We start from the raw sequence: 17,149 nt of genomic DNA, 5'->3' as shown, positions 1-17,149 counted from the left end.
ATGACCACCCAGAAGGCACTCATCCCCCTGCCCACACCGATCGCCCGGATCGCCACCGCGGCAGGCGCGGCCATCGCCCTCGCCGGCACCTTCCTCCCCTGGACCTGGACCTCCGAATTCCCCGGCGACCTCACCGTCACCGGCTACCCCGGCGGCCTCCAGATCCTCACCCTGACCGCCGCGGTCCTCACCCTCCTCTTCACCCTCTGCGGATACGGCGTCCGAGGCCTGCGCTGGCTCACCCCCGGCGGCACCAACAGCCCCGTACGCCTCCTCGCCCTCGCCACCCTCGGCACCACCGGCTACACCATCGGGGCCATCGCCTACCAGCTCGGCGGCGTCGTCAACCTCGAACCCGGAGCCTGGCTCAGCGGCATCGGCGCGCTCATCGCCTTCCTCGCCGCCCTCGGGCTCCCGAGTGATGTGGCGCTCCCCGACCACGAGACCCGGCCCGGCGCCTGGCAGCGCTTCCGCAACAGCCTCGCCGCACCCCCCGTAGGCCGCGCCAAGCCCCTCCCCGCCTGGGGCGAGATTCTCGTCGTCGCCGTCGCCTTCGGCCTCGGGCTGTACCTCTTCACCTACGGGATCGACATCCCCACCGAGGAATCCGAACAGTTCATCGGCTTCCTCATCACCGCGGCCTTCGCCGTCACCGCGCTCACCCGGGCCGGACTCATCGCCCGCCTCACCGCGCTGACCACCAAGCACCGCAACGTCACCCTGGCCGCCGCCCTGGTCGCGGCCCTCTGTTTCCCCTTCACCCAGGACACCGCGGAGTACGCCCTCATCGGCGTCAACATCCTCATCTTCGCCACCGTCGCACTGGGCCTCAACGTCGTCGTCGGCCTCGCCGGCCTCCTCGACCTCGGCTACGTCGCCTTCCTCGGCGTCGGCGCCTACACCGCCGCACTCGTCTCCGGCGCACCCCTCTCCGCCATCGGCGTCCACTTCCCCTTCTGGGCCGCCGTCCTCACCGGAGCCGCCGTCTCGCTCGTCTTCGGCGTCCTCATCGGCGCCCCGACCCTGCGACTGCGCGGCGACTACCTCGCCATCGTCACCCTCGGCTTCGGAGAGATCTTCCGCGTCACCGTCAACAACCTCAACGGCAACAGCGGACCCGACCTCACCAACGGCTCCCAGGGCATCCCCAGCATCCCCGACCTCAACCTCTTCGGGATCGACTTCGCCCTCAGCCACGACATCGGCCCCTTCACCCTCAGCAGGCCGGCCAACTACTACCTGCTGATGCTGGTCGTCACCGCCGTCGTCGTCCTCGTCTTCCGCCGCTCCGGAGACTCCCGCATCGGCCGCGCCTGGGTCGCCATCCGCGAAGACGAAACCGCAGCCACCGCCATGGGCATCAACGCCTTCCGGCTCAAACTGCTCGCCTTCGCCCTCGGCGCCACCCTCGCCGGGCTCGCCGGAACCGTGCAGGCCCACGTCAACTACACCGTGACGCCCGAGCAGTACCAGTTCGCCGGCTCCGTACCCCCGAACTCCGCCTTCCTCCTCGCCGCCGTCATCCTCGGCGGCATGGGAACCCTCAGCGGACCCTTCGTCGGCGCCGCACTGCTCTACCTCATCCCGGCCAAACTGCAGTTCATGCAGGACTACCAGCTCTTCCTCTTCGGTGTCGCGCTCATCCTCCTGATGCGCTTCCGCCCCGAAGGCCTGGTCGCGGACCGCCGGAAACAACTCGAATTCCACGAGAACGACGAACCCGTCGCCGTACCCGAACCACGGCAGTCCGAAGAAGCCGGCGCCGGCACCACCAAGGCGGGGGCGTGAACACCATGACCACCACCACGAAAACCACGACGCCCGTCCTCGACGCCGTCGGCGTCACCATGCGCTTCGGCGGCCTCACCGCCGTACGCAACGTCGACCTCACCGTCAACGCGGGCGAGATCGTCGGACTCATCGGCCCCAACGGCGCCGGCAAAACCACCTTCTTCAACTGCCTCACCGGCCTCTACGTCCCCACCGAGGGCAAGGTCAGCTACAAGGGCACCGTCCTGCCGCCCAAGCCCCACCTCGTCACCAAGGCAGGAATCGCCCGCACCTTCCAGAACATCAGGCTCTTCGCCAACATGACCGTCCTGGAAAACGTCCTCGTCGGACGTCACACCAGAACCAAAGAAGGCCTCTGGTCCGCGCTCCTGCGCCTCCCCGGCTTCACCAAGGCCGAACAGGCCAGCCACGAACGCGCCATGGAACTCCTGGAGTTCATCGGCCTCCAGGACAAGGCCGACCACCTCGCGCGCAACCTCCCCTACGGAGACCAGCGCAAGCTGGAAATCGCCCGCGCCCTCGCCAGCGACCCCGGACTCCTCCTCCTCGACGAGCCCACCGCCGGCATGAACCCCCAGGAAACCCGCGTCACCGAAGAACTCATCTTCGCGATCCGGGACCAGGGCATCGCCGTCCTCGTCATCGAGCACGACATGCGCTTCATCTTCAACCTCAGCGACCGCGTCGCCTGCCTCGTCCAGGGCGAAAAGCTCGTCGAAGGCACCGCCGAAGTCGTCCAGAGCGACGAACGCGTCATCGCCGCCTACCTCGGCACCCCCTTCGAAGGCGCCCCCGGCGCCGACGAAGTAGCCGAAGTCGAAGCCGCGGAAGCAGTGGCAGAAGCCGCAGCACCCACCACAGAGGAGGAGGACACCCGATGACCGCACTGCTAGAGGTCGAGGACCTCCGCGTCGCCTACGGCAAGATCGAAGCCGTCAAGGGCATCTCCTTCACGGTCGACGCCGGCCAGGTGGTCACGCTCATCGGCACCAACGGCGCCGGCAAGACCACCACCCTGCGCACCCTCTCCGGACTGCTCAAGCCCATCGGCGGACGCGTCCTCTTCGAGGGCAAGCCGCTCACCAACATCCCCGCACACAAGATCGTCGCCCTGGGCCTCGCCCACTCCCCCGAGGGCCGCCACATCTTCCCCCGGCTGACGATCACCGAGAACCTCCTCCTCGGCGCCTACCTCCGCAACGACAAGGCAGGCATCGAGAAGGACATCCAGCGCGCCTACGACCTCTTCCCCATCCTCGGGGAACGCCGCAAGCAGGCCGCCGGAACCCTGTCGGGCGGCGAACAGCAGATGCTCGCCATGGGGCGCGCCCTCATGTCCCAGCCCAAACTGCTCATGCTCGACGAACCCTCCATGGGCCTCTCCCCGATCATGATGCAGAAGATCATGGAGACCATCGTCGAACTCAAGGCGTCGGGCACCACGATCCTGCTCGTCGAGCAGAACGCCCAGGCCGCCCTCTCCCTCGCGGACCAGGGCCACGTCATGGAGATCGGCAAGATCGTCCTCTCCGGCACCGGCGCGGACCTCCTCCACGACGAGTCCGTCCGCAAGGCGTACCTCGGCGAGGACTGACGTCCGTACGAAGAAGTCCCGTGCCCCGGCGAACCGGGGCACGGGACTTCTTCATGTACGCGTACGAGTACGGCTACTCCGCAGCCCGCTTCTTCTCCTCGGCGTCCTCGATCAACGCCTCCGCCAGCTGCTGCATGGACAGCCGCCGGTCCATCGATGTCTTCTGGATCCACCGGAACGCGGCCGGCTCGGAGAGCCCGTAATCCGTCTGCAGAATGCTCTTCGCACGGTCCACGAGCTTCCGTGTCTCCAGCCGCTGCGACAGGTCCGCGACCTCGCCCTCCAGCGCCTTCAGCTCCGCGAACCGGGACACCGCCATCTCGATGGCGGGCACCACGTCGCTCTTGCTGAACGGCTTCACGAGATAAGCCATCGCCCCGGCGTCCCTGGCCCGCTCCACGAGGTCGCGCTGCGAGAACGCGGTGAGCATCAGGACGGGCGCGATGGACTCCTCGGCGATCTTCTCGGCGGCGGAGATGCCGTCGAGGACCGGCATCTTCACATCGAGGATGACCAGGTCCGGCTTGTGCTCCCGGGCCAGCTCGACGGCCTGCTGCCCGTCTCCGGCCTCACCGACGACCGAGTACCCCTCTTCTTCGAGCATCTCTTTGAGGTCGAGGCGGATGAGCGCCTCGTCCTCGGCGATGACGACGCGGGTCGTCAGCGGCGGGACGTGCGACTTGTCGTCGTCGGCGACGGGCTGGGGCGACTCGGGGGTGGTCACGGGGGCTCCTTGTTTCAGGGCAGGTACAGCTCCCACGAGCCTACCTAGCTACGATATGGTGGCACTACACAGGGCAGGGGAAACCCTTCCTTTCCAAGGCCCCAGTACTCCAACTGGTTAGAGAGGCCGCTCTCAAACAGCGGACAGTGTGGGTTCGAATCCCACCTGGGGCACTTTTCCTTAGATTCCAAGGTCGTACGGAATTGGTGCGGATTCACGTGATCGTGTGAGTACAGCGCCATTCCGCCCCTCGCAGGCAAGTTCCCTCCAGGCTCGACCACGCGTACGGCATCGACGCACGCAAGAACGCACTGGTCCTCCTTGATCAGGGCTTCAGCCAGAACTCGGCAAGCAAGCGGACCGGCATTTCCCGAGCCGCCATCCGTTCCTGGCACGTGCGAATAGAGCCTCTCGGTTACACCCGCGGCCGCGAAAAATACCCTCGATGCGGCGACACACCCAGGCCCCCGACGCCCCAGCCGCGTACTCGTATCTGCTCGGCCCCCACCTCGGCGACGGCTGCCTCGGCGCGGCCGAGAAAGGCGTGTACAGCCTGCGCATCGCATGCGCCGACGCCTGGCCGGGCCTCATCGACGCCTGCGCCGAGGCCGTCCGGGTCACGCGACCGGACAAGAAGGTCTGCCGGGTCCGGAGACCGGGCCGCCAGTACGTCACCGCCGTCAGCAAGCACTGGCCCTGCTTGTTCCCTCAGCACGGCGCCGGTAAGAACGTCTCCGTCGCCCGACGGGCATCCGCAGCCCTCATGGATGCACACGTCGGGCCGAAATACTGAGCGGACAGCCCTACTTCGGGCTGTCGTCCTCGCCGATGTGGTGCACGCGCACCAGGTTCGTCGAGCCCGCGACGCCGGGAGGAGAGCCGGCCGTGATGACGACCACGTCACCCTTCTGACAGCGTCCGATCTTCAGCAGCTCCTCGTCCACCTGCGCCACCATCGCGTCCGTCGAGTCCACGTGCGGCCCCAGGAACGTCTCCACGCCCCACGTGAGGTTCAGCTGGGAGCGGGTGGCCGGGTCCGGGGTGAAGGCCAGGAGCGGGATGGGTGAGCGGTAGCGGGAGAGACGCTTGACCGTGTCGCCGCTCTGGGTGAAGGCGACCAGGAACTTCGCGCCGAGGAAGTCGCCCATCTCCGCTGCCGCGCGGGCGACCGCGCCGCCCTGGGTGCGGGGCTTGCTGCGGTCGTTGAGCGGGGGCAGGCCCTTGGCGAGGATGTCCTCCTCGGCCGCTTCCACGATGCGGCCCATCGTGCGGACCGTCTCGATGGGGTACTTGCCGACACTGGTCTCGCCGGAGAGCATCACCGCGTCGGTGCCGTCGATGACGGCGTTGGCGACGTCGGACGCTTCGGCGCGGGTGGGGCGGGAGTTGTCGATCATCGAGTCGAGCATCTGGGTGGCGACGATGACCGGCTTGGCGTTGCGCTTGGCGAGCTTGATGGCTCGCTTCTGGACGATCGGGACCTGCTCCAGGGGCATCTCGACGCCGAGGTCTCCTCGGGCGACCATGATGCCGTCGAAGGCGGCGACGATGTCGTCGATATTGTCGACGGCCTGGGGCTTTTCGACTTTGGCGATGACGGGGAGGCGGCGGCCTTCCTCGTCCATGATGCGGTGGACGTCCTCGATGTCGCGTCCGCTGCGGACGAAGGAGAGGGCGATGACGTCGGCGCCGGTGCGCAGGGCCCAGCGGAGGTCTTCGATGTCCTTTTCGGAAAGGGCGGGGACGGAGACGGCGACGCCGGGGAGGTTGAGGCCTTTGTGGTCGGAGACCATGCCGCCTTCGATGACGGTGGTGTGGACGCGCGGGCCGTCGACTTCGGTGACTTCGAGGGTCACGCGGCCGTCGTCGATGAGGATGCGTTCGCCGGCGGTGACGTCGGCGTTGAGGCCGGTGTAGGTGGTGCCGCAGGCGTGGCGGTCGCCTTCCATGGGTTCGACGGTGATGGTGAAGTCGTCGCCGCGTTCAAGGAGTACGGGACCTTCGCGGAAGCGTCCGAGGCGGATCTTCGGGCCTTGAAGGTCGGCGAGGATGCCGACGCTGCGTCCGGCTTCGTCGGATGCTTTGCGCACGCGGTGGTAGCGGTCTTCGTGTTCGGTGTAGGTGCCGTGGCTGAGGTTGAGGCGGGCGATGTCCATTCCCGCGTCGACCAGGGCTTTGATCTGGTCGTATGTGTCGGTTGCGGGTCCTAGGGTGCATACGATTTTAGCTCGGCGCATGGTCCGAGCCTAAACCTTACTTACGGGTAGTTAATTGGTCGCGCATGACTGGTCAACGACCTTTGGGTGAAAGGTATTTGACAAGTGTTGAATTGTGCGGCGGGGTGCTCGGATGAGCATTTCTTTCGGGGTTCCGGCGCTCGGCTTCCGGGTTTCGGCGTTCGGCGCTTCCGGGTTCCGGCGTTCGGCTTCCGGGTTCCGGCGTTCGGCTTCCGGGTTTCGGCGTTCGGCGCTTCCGCGTTCAGGGCTTCGGTGTCCGGGGTTTCAGAGTTTTGGCGGGGTCATGATGAACCGGGCGTTCACCTGGGCATGGACGGTCTGTTGTTGTGGTTCGAGGTCGAGTGCGGGGGCGGCGCCGGGGGCTGCCCCCGGGGGTGCGGGGAGCGGTCCGCCGTAGGCGCCTCGGGCGTAGGCGGCGGGGGCGGCGTTCTCGGCGCCGAGGTCGGCGAGTTCGACGAGTGCGGTGAGTTGGGCGTCGACGGCGTCGGCGTATTCGCGGGCGCGCTGGACCGCTTCGCGGACGGCTTGGCGGCGGGCTCGGCCGTGTGCGGGCGAATCGGGGCGCAGGGCCCACCAGGGGCCGTCGACGCGGGTCATGTCGAGGTCGGCGACGCGGGTGGTGAATTCGCCGAGTGCGGTGAAGTCGTTGAGTGTGGCGGTGATGTGGACGCGGCCGTGGTAGGCGCGGATCTTCTCGTCGCGTCCGCGTTGGTGGAGTTCGGGGGTGATGGAGAGGGCGCCGGTTTCCAGCTTCTCGACGGCGGGTCCGTAGGCGCGGGCGAGGTCGAGGACGGTGGTGTTGCGTCGGGTGAGGTCTTCGAGTGCGGCGCGGCGGTCTCGGCCGCGGGCGGTGACGGTGATGCCGATGCGGGCGATTTCGGGGTCGATCAGGAGGCGGGCTTCGCCTCGGACGGCGAGGCGGGGCCGGCCGGGGGTGCCGTAGGGCTGGGTGGTGTCGGTCATGGGTTCAGGGTGGCACTCGGGTAGGACAGCGGGTGGTCATCGGATGGAAACCTGTTGGGGGTGTTGCCGGGGGTGGGGTGTGGGTGATTATCTACGCGCGTTGTCCACGCGGGCGTGGGTCTACGCGCGTTGTGCGGACAGAACTGTGCACGGAGAGATCAGAGATGTGGGAGACGAGATGCCGCTGAACCGAAGGACGTTCCTGGGCACATCGGCCGCGGCCGGTGCCGGTGTGGCCATGGTGGGCGCCGGGGCGGTGCCGGCCGAGGCGCATGGTCATGGGCCGGGGCACGGTCATGGGCGTCCGCCGAAGCGGTACTCGTTCACGGTGATGGGTACGACGGATCTGCATGGGAACGCGTTCAACTGGGACTACTTCACGGACAAGGAGTTCGACGACAAGGACCACAACGATGTGGGTCTGGCGAAGATCTCGACGTTGGTGGACCAGGTGCGCCGGGAGAAGGGGCGTCACAACACCCTGATGATCGATGCGGGTGACACGATCCAGGGCACACAGTTGTCGTACTACTACGCGAAGATCGATCCGATCACGGCGAAGCATGGCCCGGTGCACCCGATGGCGCAGGCGATGAACGCGATCGGCTATGACGCCGCGGCGCTCGGCAACCACGAGTTCAACTACGGTATTCCGGTGCTGCGGAAGTTCGAGGAGCAGTGTGACTTCCCGCTGCTGGGTGCGAACGCGTTGGATGCGAAGACGTTGCGGCCGGCGTTCGCGCCTTATGTGATCAAGAAGTTGCGTACGCCGCACGGCCGGGATGTGAAGGTGGCGGTGCTGGGGTTGACGAATCCGGGTATCGCGATCTGGGACAAGGCGAATGTGGGCGGGAAGATGGTGTTTCCGGGCCTTGAGGAGCAGGCGGCGAAGTATGTGCCGAGGCTTCGCTCGATGGGCGCGGACGTGGTGATCGTGTCCGCGCATTCGGGGAGCAGTGGTACCTCGTCGTACGGTGATCAGATTCCGTATGTGGAGAATGCCGCGGGTCTGGTTGCGGAGCAGGTTCCGGGGATCGATGCGATTCTGGTGGGTCATGCGCATCTGGAGATTCCCGAGTACTTCGTGGAGAACAAGGAGACCGGTAAGAAGGTTGTGCTGTCCGAGCCGTTGAAATGGGGGCAGCGGCTGACGCTGTTCGACTTCGACCTGGTGTGGGAGAAGGGGCGCTGGGTGGTCGAGAAGGCCGGTTCGCGGGTGTTGAACTCGAACACGGTGGCGGAGGACCGGAAGATCACGCGGCTCCTGGCGGATGAGCACAAGAAGGTGGTTGCGTATGTCAACCAGGTGATCGGTACGTCGACGGCGGCGATGACGACGGCCGAGGCCGCGTGGAAGGACGAGCCGATCATCGATCTGATCAATGTCGTCCAGGCGGAGACGGTGAAGGCGGCGTTGGCGGGTGGCGAGTACGCGGCGCTGCCGGTGTTGTCGCAGGCGTCGTGTTTCTCGCGTACGGCGCAGATTCCTGCGGGAAATGTGACGATCAAGGACGCGGCGGGGCTGTATCCGTTCGAGAACACGCTTGAGGCGCGGCTGCTGACGGGTGCGCAGATCAAGGATTACCTGGAGTTCTCGGCGCGGTACTACGTGCAGACGGCGGCGGGCGCTCCGGTGGATACCACGAAGCTGACGAACGCGGGTAATACTCCGGATTACAACTATGACGCGGTGTCGGGTCTGACGTATGACATCGACATCGCGAAGCCGAATGGTTCGCGGATCGTGGGTCTGTCGTTCGAGGGGAAGCCTGTTGATCCGGCGGCGCAGTTCGTGCTGGCGGTGAACAACTATCGGGCCAGTGGCGGGGGTAACTTCCCGCATGTGCCGGCCGCGAAGCAGTTGTGGGCGAATTCGGAGGAGATCCGGAACACGATCATCGCGTGGGTGCAGGCGAAGGGGTCGGTGGATGGTGCGGAGTTCGCTTCGGTGGACTGGCGTCTGACGCGAGACGGTTCGCCGGTGTTCTAGCCGCGTCGGCTGGGTCGGCTGCGTTCACCACGTCGACCGGTGCCGGCCACGCCGACCGTGTCGGTCGCGTTGTGTCGTGCATGGCAACGGCTCCTCATCATCGCGGATGCGGTGATGAGGAGCCGTCCGGCTGGTTGCCCGGGTTGCCGCTGGTGTCAGCGGGTGCCGAGCAGGGAGCGCCAGGTGTTCGGGCCGACGACTCCGTCGACGGCCAGGCGGTGGTTCTTCTGGAAGGCGGTGACGGCGGCCTTGGTCTTGGCGCCGAACTTGCCGTCGACGGCGAGGTTGTAGCCGTAGACCTTCAGCTGTGTCTGTGCTGCCTTTACTGCCTGGCCGGATGAGCCGCTCTTCACGGTGGTGATGAGCTTGGACCAGGTCTTGGGGCCGATGACTCCGTCTGCGGCGAGGGCTCGGGACTTCTGGAATCGGATGACGGCGGCGCGGGTCTTGGGGCCGAAGCTGCTGTCTGCGGTGACGGTGTAGCCGCGTGCGGTGAGGAGTTGCTGGGCGGACTTCACGTCCGCGCCCTTGGAGCCGCTCTTGAGGGTGGGCCAGGAGGCGCTGGGGGCGGGGACCTGTCCTCCGCCGCCGCCTCCGCTGCCGCCGCTGAGCTTGACGGGACGGAAGGGGTCGTAGTGGTCGCTGCCGATTCCGTACTTGAGCTGCCGGTGGGTGGTGCCGTAGGTGCCGCGCTGTTCGTATGCCCAGTAGGAGCTGTGTGAGGCGTTGGCCCACTTCTCGAATATCACCACGTGGCGGAAGTCGCCGTCGCTGGTGCTGTAGTCGATCAGCAGGTCACCCTTCTTGAGCTGGCTGACGCTGCTGAGGCGCTTGGTGACGCCGTTGCGTGAGTCGGCCAGGCCGACGGTGTTGAGGCCGGGCTTTCCGAGACCGAGTGCCATGGAGACGTAGCCCGAGCAGTCCTGCCGGTAGCCGTCCTTCCAGGTGCGTTGCATGCTGTAGGGGACTGCGCGTCCGTTGTTGGCGGTGAGCCAGGTGCGGGCCCGGTTGATCATCGTGTCGGGTGAGAGTGTGGCCGTGGCCATGGTGGTCAGGTTGCCGGCCTGGGTGACGAGTGCGCTGTCGGCTTCGGGTTCGGGCCCGTAGTCGGTGTCGTTCTGGGCGGCGGCTGTTGTCGGCTGTGCGGGGTCGCTGTCGGCGAGTGCGGGTATGACGGCGATTGCGGCTGCGACTCCTCCGGCGGCGACGCCGATGAGCGTGATCTGCGTGCGGCGTGTGAGCCGGTCGCGAAGTGACATGGTTGGTTTCCCCCGATTTTTGGTGTGGTTCGCCGGTTGCTCGGGCCGTCCAGGGCCGTGGGTGCGGTGGTTCCTGGCGTGCGGCCCGTGGTTCCTGACGGGTCACCACGATGGCGGGTTCGGCCGCTGTGGCACAGCGTTGTGCTAAAGCCGCATGAGTCGGTGACGTGAGCTCAACAATGTCGGGGGGGGTGCAGCCGGTCTCGTCACAGTCGGTCGTTCTTGTGCGGGGGTGTACGGGGATGTGCTTGAGGCGGCCGCCGGCCTCCCTTCGGGGAGGTGGGGCGGCCGCCTCTTTGCGTATGCGTCTTTTCAGTTTCCCTGGACGAGAGGGACGAGGGCGGGGGGTTGTGCGGGGATGTCCGGGTGGTGGGGGGTGAGGCCGAAGGTGGTGAAGGCGGTGCGTTGCGGGAGGGGGTAAGGGGTGGTGCCGGTGAGGTTGTTGAGGATGGTGGCGCTGCGCCAGGCGGCGAGGCCGAGGTCGGGGGCGCCGACGCCATGGGTGTGGCGCTCGGCGTTCTGTACGTAGATGTTGCCGGTGATAGCCGGGTCGAGGTCCAGGCGGTACTGGTCGTCGATGCGGGGGCGTCCGGAGGTGTCGCGGCGCAGGTGGGTGCCGAGGTTGCCGAGGATGGTGTCGAGGGGGCGCTCGCGGTAGCCGGTGGCGAGGACTACGGCGTCCGTGGTGATGCTGGAGCGGGTGCCTTGTTGGGTGTGTTCGAGGTGGAGTTCGACGCGGGTGGTGGCGACGCGGCCTGCGGTGCGTACGTGGACACCGGGGGTGAGGGTGGCGTCGGGCCAGCCGCCGTGGAGGGTGCGGCGGTAGAGCTCGTCGTGGATGGCGGTGATGGTGTCGTGGTCGATGCCCTTGTGGAGTTGCCATTGGTGGGGGACGAGTTGGTCGCGTACGGGCTCGGGGAGTGCGTGGAAGTAGCGGGTGTAGTCGGGGGTGAAGTGTTCGAGGCCGAGTTTGGAGTACTCCATGGGGGCGAAGGCGGGGGTGCGGGCGAGCCAGTGGAGCTTCTCGTGCCCTGCGGGGCGGGCGCGGAGGAGGTCGAGGAAGATCTCGGCGCCTGACTGTCCCGAGCCGATCACGGTGACGTGGCCGGCTTCGAGGAGCTGCTGGCGGTGGTGGAGGTAGTCGGCCGAGTGGATGACGGGGGCGGTTCCGGTGTCGGTGAGGGGTTTGAGGGGTTCGGGGGTGTGGGGTTCGGTGCCGATGCCGAGGGCGATGTTGCGGGTGTGCGCGCGGCCGAGGGCTTTGGCTTCGCTGTCGCGGCCGAGTTGGGTGAAGTCGACTTCGAAGTAGGCGTGTTCGGAGTTCCAGCGGATGGCGTCGACCTGGTGGCTGAAGTGGAGGCCGGGGAGTTGCTGGCTGACCCAGCGGCAGTAGGCGTCGTACTCGGCGCGTTGGATGTGGAAGCGCTCGGCGAAGTAGAAGGGGAAGAGCCGGTCGCGGGTGCGCAGGTAGTTGAGGAGGGTCCAGGGGCTGGTGGGGTCGGCGAGGGTGACGAGGTCCGCGAGGAAGGGGACTTGGAGGCTGGCGCCGTCGATGAGGAGGCCGGGGTGCCAGTGGAAGGCGGGGCGTTGTTCGTAGAAGGCGGTGGTGAGGGGGGTGGGGAGGCCGTGGGTGAGGGCGGCGAGGGAGAGGTTGAAGGGGCCGATGCCGATGCCGATGAGGTCGTGTGGCTGATCGGTGTCGGGGGTGGGCCGGGCTGTCATTGGTTGGTGCTGCCTTCTGTGGGTTCGGTGGCGAGTTCTGGGGGTGTGGTGGTGAGGTCTGCGGTGGGTGGGGTGAGGCTCTAGCTGGTGGGTTCGGTGGGGCCCCAGCTGGTGGGTTCGGTGACGAGATTGATGAGTCTTTGCAGGTCGTCGTGGGTGGTGTGGGGGTTGAGGAGGGTGGCTTTGAGCCAGAGGCGTCCGTGGGTGCGGGTGCGGCCGAGTACGGCGTGGCCTCGGGTGAGGAGGGTGCGGCGGATGGTGGCGACGGTCTGGTCGTCCGCGCCTGTGGGGCGGAAGAGGACGGTGGTGATGGTGGGGCGGTCGTAGAGGTCGAGGGCGGGGTTCTTGGTGATGAGGTCGGCGAGGTGGTGGGCGGCGGCGCAGGTGCGGTCGATGAGGTCGGCGAGTCCGGTGCGGCCGAGCGCTTGGAGGGTGACGGCGATCTTGAGTGCGTCGGGGCGGCGGGTGGTGCGCAGGGAGCGGCCGAGGAGGTCGGGGATTCCGGCTTGGGTGTCGTCGTCGGCGTTGAGGTAGGGGGCGTGGTGGTGGAGGGCGTGGAAGTGGTGGTGGTCGGGGACGGCGAGGATGCCGGCTGAGGCGGGTTGCCAGCCGAGTTTGTGGAGGTCGAGGGCGACACTGTCGGCACGGTCGAGGCCGTTGACCTTGTGGCGGTGGGTGGGGCTGAGGAGGAGGGGTCCGCCGTAGGCGGCGTCGATGTGGAGTTCGGCGCCGTGGGTCCGGCAGAGGTCGGCGATGTCGGTGAGGGGGTCGATCTGACCGGTGTCGGTGGTGCCTGCGGTGGCGGTGACGAGGAGGGGGCGGCCCTGTTGCCGGGTGAGGGTGTCGTTGAGTGCGGTGAGGTCGAGGGTGCCGTGGGGGGCGGGGACGGTGTGGGGTGTGGGGAGGCCGAGGAGCCAGGCGGCGCGGGTGATGCTGTGGTGGGCGTTGGTGCCGGTGATGGTCCGGAGGGTGGGGCCGTGGCGTTCTCGGGCGAGGAGGAGGGCCAGTTGGTTGGCTTCGGTGCCGCCGGTGGTCATGAGGGCGTCGGGGTGGGGCTGGTGGGGGTAGATCTCGGCGGCGAGGGCTGCGGTGGTGTCGGCTTCGAGGGTGGAGGCGGCGGGGGCCTGGTCCCAGGAGTCCATGGAGGGGTTGAGGGCGGAGGCGGCGAGGTCGGCCGCGGCGGCGAGGGCGAGGGGCGGGGTGTGGAGGTGGGCCGCGCAGAGGGGGTCGGCGGGGTCCGCGGCGCCTTCGGTGAGGGCGCCGATGAGGGTGGCGAGGGCGTGGTGGGGGCCGGTTCCGTGTTCGGGGATGAGCGGGTCGAGCGCGGTGCGCATGTGGGTGGTGACGGTGTCGGGTCCTCCGGCGGGCAGGGGGCCGTCGCGGCGGCGGGCTCCTTCTTGGAGTGCGGTGAGGACGGTGTCGATGAGGGGGCGCAGGGCGGTGGGCCCGGTGGTGGATCCGGCGAGGTGGGGGGTGGGCATGGCTGGTGGCCCTTCGGGTGCGCAGGGGGTGGACATTCCAGCTTGTCCGGGGATCGGTGGGCGCTGCCGAGGAGCCTGGTGATCTGAACTCGAAAGGGGGACGGGCGGGCGCTTGGGGGCGTTGGTGCGGAGTTCGGGTGGTAGGGGTGTGCGGCGGGGCGTCCGGATGTGGGTGTGCCCGGCCTGTCCTCGGGTGAGGGCGGACCGGGCACGGGCTGATGCGGGTGTGCCCGGCCTGCCCTCGGGGTGAGGGCGGGCCGGGCACGGGTGGTGCGGTGGTGCGCTGCTTTTGTCAGTGGGCGTTGCGGACGGCGAGGGCGCGGCGCAGGTCGTCGATCTGATCGGTGAGTTTGCGGCGCAGGGCGGGGATGAGGGCCTGGTCGGCGAGGGCTTGTTCACCTCGGTGGAGGCTGTCGGCGTCGATGGCGTATGCGGGGAAGGCGTAGCGTCCGGCGGCTTCGGCGATGGCGGGGCCGCGGCGGGTGGCGAGGGCGGTCACGTCGGGGTAGTAGCGGGGGACGTACGGGGTGAGGAGGTCGGTCTGTTCGGGCTGCCAGAAGCCTTGGGCGGTGGCGGTGAACAGGTAGTTGGAGAGGGTGTCGTCGGTGAACATCGCGTGCCAGGCGGCGGCCTTGGCCTCGGGGGTGGGCAGGGCGGCGCGGCAGCGGGCGGCGCCTTCCTGGCCGGTGGCGCTGGGATCGGCTTCGAGTTCGGCGGCGATGGCTGCTTCGTCGGTGGCGCCGAGGACGGCGAGGCGGGTGAGGATGCGCCAGCGCAGTTCGGGGTCGAGTTCGGGGCCGCCGGGGACGGTGCCGTCGGTGAGCCAGCCGTGGATGGTGTCGGGCTGGGTGGCGGCGTCGATCAGGTGGCGTACGGCGGTGAGGCGGAGGCCGGGGTGGGTGCCGTCCTCGGTGCGGCGGATGAGGTCGCGGTTGAGGGCGGTGAGGGTGGCGAGGGCGGCGGGGCGGTCCTCGGGGGCGATGTAGCGCGCGGCGATCTGGGTGTCGGCGAAGGCGAGTACGCCTTGGAGGAGGGCCAGGTCGGTCTCGTGCGGGAGGTGGGCGCGGGCCGCTTCGAGGTAGGTGGCGGGGGCGAGTTCGCCGTCGCGGACCATGTCGCGGGCGGCGTTCCAGACGACGGCGCGGGTGAGGGCGTCGGGGATGCCGGAGAGGCTGCTCAGGACGGTGTTCCAGGATCCGGGGTCGAGGCGGATCTTGGCGTAGGTGAGGTCGTTGTCGTTGAGGACGACGAGGGCGGGGCGGCGGCCGGGGCGGGTGATGGGGCTGTTCTGTGCGGTGTCGTCGTCGGGGACGCTGATGTCGAAGCGGTCGCGCGGGACGAGGCTGTCGGGGCGGGACTGGGTGTCGATGGCGTGGTCGTAGGTGCCGACGGTGATGCGGTGGGGGCGGGTCCCGTGGTGGCCGACGGTGAGGGACCAGGTGGTGTCGGCTTCGGTGAGGTGGGGGGTGAGGGTGTCGACTCCGGTGGTGCGCAGCCACTGGTCGGCCCAGGCGTGGACGTCGCGGTCGGTGGCGGAGGCGAGGTTGTCGATGAAGTCGGCGAGGGTGGCGTTGGCGAACTTGTGGCGGGCGAAGTGGGTGTTGATGCCGGCCAGGAAGTCCTTCTCGCCGAGCCAGGCGACGAGTTGGCGCAGGGCGGATGCGCCCTTGGCGTAGGAGATGCCGTCGAAGTTGAGCATCGCGGAGGCGGTGTCGGGGACCGCGGCGGGGTCGGGGGCGACGGGGTGGGTGGAGGGGCGCTGGTCGGCGTCGTATCCCCATCCCTTGCGGGCGACACCGAAGTCGACCCAGGTGTCGGTGAAGCGGGTGGCTTCGGCGAGGGTCTGGTAGCCCATGTACTCGGCGAAGGACTCGTTGAGCCAGATGTCGTCCCACCAGGCGAGGGTGACGAGGTCGCCGAACCACATGTGGGCCATTTCGTGGGCGATGACCATACCGCGGGTCTGGCGTTCGGTGTCGGTGACGGCGGAGCGGTAGACGAATTCGTCGCGGAAGGTGACGAGTCCCGGGTTCTCCATGGCGCCGGCGTTGAATTCGGGGACGAAGGCCTGGTCGTAGGAGTCGAAGGGGTAGGGCTCGTCGAACTTTTCGTGGAACCGGTCGAAGCAGGCGCGGGTGATGTCGAGGATTTCGTCGGCGTCGGCGTCGAGGTGGGGGGCCAGCGAGCGGCGGCAGTGGATACCGAAGGGCAGTCCGGCGTGCTCGGTGGTCACGGAGTGCCAGGGGCCTGCGGCGACGGCGACGAGGTAGGTGGAGATGGGGGGTGTGGGGGCGAGGGTCCATCGGTGGTCGCCGGTGGGTGTGCTGGTGCCGTTGCCGAGGACGGTCCAGCCTTCGGGGGCGGTGACGGTGAGGGCGAAGACGGATTTGAGGTCGGGCTGGTCGAATGCGGCGAAGACGCGCTGGACGTCTTCCATGAAGAGCTGGGTGTAGGCGTAGGTCTCGTTGTCGGTGGGGTCGGTGAAGCGGTGCATGCCTTCGCCGGTGCGGGAGTAGCGCATGGCGGCGTCGATGTGCAGTTCGTGGGTGCCGGCGGTGAGGCCGGTGAGGGGGAAGCGGTTCTCGTTGAGGTCCGCGGGGTCCAGGGGGTGCCCGTCGAGGCTGATGGAGCGCAAGCTGGCGGGCTTGACTTCGACGAAGGTGTCACCGTCGGCGAGCGCGGTGAACTGGATGACGGTTCGGGAGTCGAAGGTCTCCTCGCCCACCGTGAGATCGAGATCGATCGTGTATCGCTGTACGTCGAGGAACTGGGCTCGGGCCTGCGCTTCATCGCGCATCAGTACGGACATGGGAGCCATGCTGCCGTATACGGTCCGCGGCGCGCAGGCGGGTTCTCGCTGGGCTGACAGGGCCCGGTCCGGTTCGTGGGCCCCACCCCGAGAGCTGGGAACCTGGCCTGGGAACCGGGCCTCGAACCCGGGCCTCGGAACCACGCGGGCCTCGTACCCCGGGGCCCCCGCCCCCGGGCCCCCGCCCCTCGAAATCGCTCCAGGCCGGGGCCGGGCCGTCTGCTGCTTCCCCGCTACTCCCCCGCCCCGTTCACCGCCGACTCCTCCGCGATCCGCTCGTGGTGGCGGATGACCTCGGCCACGATGAAGTTCAGCAGCTTCTCGGCGAACGCCGGGTCCAGGTGGGCGCTCTCCGCCAGCTGGCGCAGCCGGGTGATCTGGCGGGACTCGCGGGCCGGGTCGGCCGGGGGGAGCTGGTGGGCGGCCTTGAGGTGGCCGACCTGCTGGGTGCATTTGAAGCGCTCGGCGAGCATATGGACAACAGCCGCGTCGATGTTGTCGATACTCTCGCGCAGCCGGTTCAGTTCGGCGCGTACGGAATCGTCGATGTCGCTCGTCGTCATGGTCAGCGAGCTTAGA

13 protein-coding genes and 1 tRNA gene are annotated in these 17,149 nt (G+C 68.2%); 6 read left to right on the top strand and 8 right to left on the bottom strand.

Translation table 11 applies throughout. From position 1 onward, the window contains the following. From ACZ4LX_RS03885 to ACZ4LX_RS03875, 3 genes are read left to right on the top strand one after another with little or no spacing between them, the layout of a single operon-like run. A complete protein-coding gene (locus tag ACZ4LX_RS03885) occupies positions 1-1,788 on the top strand; it encodes a branched-chain amino acid ABC transporter permease (RefSeq protein ID WP_467635215.1) in 1,788 nt (595 codons plus the stop codon). 5 nt (positions 1,789-1,793) lie between these two features. Beyond that, positions 1,794-2,672: an ABC transporter ATP-binding protein gene (locus ACZ4LX_RS03880; protein ID WP_467635753.1), complete on the top strand. Its 879-nt coding sequence runs from the start codon at positions 1,794-1,796 to the stop codon at positions 2,670-2,672. Beyond that, the gene (locus tag ACZ4LX_RS03875) at positions 2,669-3,385 is read left to right on the top strand and encodes an ABC transporter ATP-binding protein (protein ID WP_467635212.1); all 717 of its coding nucleotides are present in this window, start codon (positions 2,669-2,671) and stop codon (positions 3,383-3,385) included. The genes ACZ4LX_RS03880 and ACZ4LX_RS03875 overlap by 4 nt, the downstream gene beginning before the upstream one ends. Before the next feature lie 73 nt (positions 3,386-3,458). On the opposite strand, the gene ACZ4LX_RS03870 is transcribed toward ACZ4LX_RS03875, so the two are convergent. After that, complete coding sequence (locus ACZ4LX_RS03870) at positions 3,459-4,109, bottom strand: ANTAR domain-containing response regulator (protein ID WP_148015825.1); 651 nt, start codon at positions 4,107-4,109, stop codon at positions 3,459-3,461. Positions 4,110-4,207: 98 nt separating this feature from the next. Here ACZ4LX_RS03870 and ACZ4LX_RS03865 point away from each other — a divergent pair. Further along, positions 4,208-4,282, top strand: a tRNA-Leu gene (locus tag ACZ4LX_RS03865). 272 nt (positions 4,283-4,554) lie between these two features. Continuing rightward, positions 4,555-4,902, top strand: a complete 348-nt coding sequence (locus ACZ4LX_RS03860) for a hypothetical protein (protein ID WP_467635208.1) — start codon at positions 4,555-4,557, stop codon at positions 4,900-4,902. Between the two features lie 10 nt (positions 4,903-4,912). Here ACZ4LX_RS03860 and pyk read toward each other — a convergent pair whose 3' ends face one another. Both pyk and ACZ4LX_RS03850 read right to left on the bottom strand, forming a co-directional pair. Beyond that, the gene (gene pyk / locus ACZ4LX_RS03855) at positions 4,913-6,346 is read right to left on the bottom strand and encodes a pyruvate kinase (RefSeq protein ID WP_467635205.1); all 1,434 of its coding nucleotides are present in this window, start codon (positions 6,344-6,346) and stop codon (positions 4,913-4,915) included. A 264-nt stretch (positions 6,347-6,610) separates the two neighbouring features. Then, positions 6,611-7,309: an SIMPL domain-containing protein gene (locus tag ACZ4LX_RS03850; RefSeq protein ID WP_467635201.1), complete on the bottom strand. Its 699-nt coding sequence runs from the start codon at positions 7,307-7,309 to the stop codon at positions 6,611-6,613. A 178-nt stretch (positions 7,310-7,487) separates the two neighbouring features. On the opposite strand from ACZ4LX_RS03850, the gene ACZ4LX_RS03845 reads away from it, so the two are divergent. Beyond that, the gene (locus ACZ4LX_RS03845; RefSeq protein ID WP_467635750.1) at positions 7,488-9,299 is read left to right on the top strand and encodes a bifunctional metallophosphatase/5'-nucleotidase; all 1,812 of its coding nucleotides are present in this window, start codon (positions 7,488-7,490) and stop codon (positions 9,297-9,299) included. Between the two features lie 155 nt (positions 9,300-9,454). On the opposite strand, the gene ACZ4LX_RS03840 is transcribed toward ACZ4LX_RS03845, so the two are convergent. From ACZ4LX_RS03840 to ACZ4LX_RS03820, 5 genes are all read right to left on the bottom strand, one after another. Beyond that, positions 9,455-10,558, bottom strand: coding sequence for a peptidoglycan-binding domain-containing protein (locus tag ACZ4LX_RS03840; RefSeq protein WP_467635198.1), 1,104 nt, complete (start codon positions 10,556-10,558; stop codon positions 9,455-9,457). A 312-nt stretch (positions 10,559-10,870) separates the two neighbouring features. Continuing rightward, positions 10,871-12,280, bottom strand: a complete 1,410-nt coding sequence (locus ACZ4LX_RS03835; RefSeq protein WP_467635194.1) for a lysine N(6)-hydroxylase/L-ornithine N(5)-oxygenase family protein — start codon at positions 12,278-12,280, stop codon at positions 10,871-10,873. A gap of 80 nt (positions 12,281-12,360) precedes the next feature. Continuing rightward, on the bottom strand, positions 12,361-13,761 hold the full coding sequence (locus ACZ4LX_RS03830; protein WP_467635190.1) for a pyridoxal phosphate-dependent decarboxylase family protein: 1,401 nt from the start codon (positions 13,759-13,761) through the stop codon (positions 12,361-12,363). 292 nt (positions 13,762-14,053) lie between these two features. Then, positions 14,054-16,570, bottom strand: coding sequence for an aminopeptidase N (gene pepN, locus ACZ4LX_RS03825; RefSeq protein ID WP_467635187.1), 2,517 nt, complete (start codon positions 16,568-16,570; stop codon positions 14,054-14,056). 233 nt (positions 16,571-16,803) lie between these two features. Beyond that, the gene (locus tag ACZ4LX_RS03820) at positions 16,804-17,133 is read right to left on the bottom strand and encodes a chorismate mutase (RefSeq protein WP_467635183.1); all 330 of its coding nucleotides are present in this window, start codon (positions 17,131-17,133) and stop codon (positions 16,804-16,806) included. Between the last annotated feature and the right edge of the window lie 16 nt (positions 17,134-17,149).

Source organism: Streptomyces sp. NPDC026062 (genome assembly GCF_055568375.1).
The sequence above is the reverse complement of the archived record's forward strand: the minus strand, read 5'-3'. Positions and strand labels throughout refer to the sequence as shown.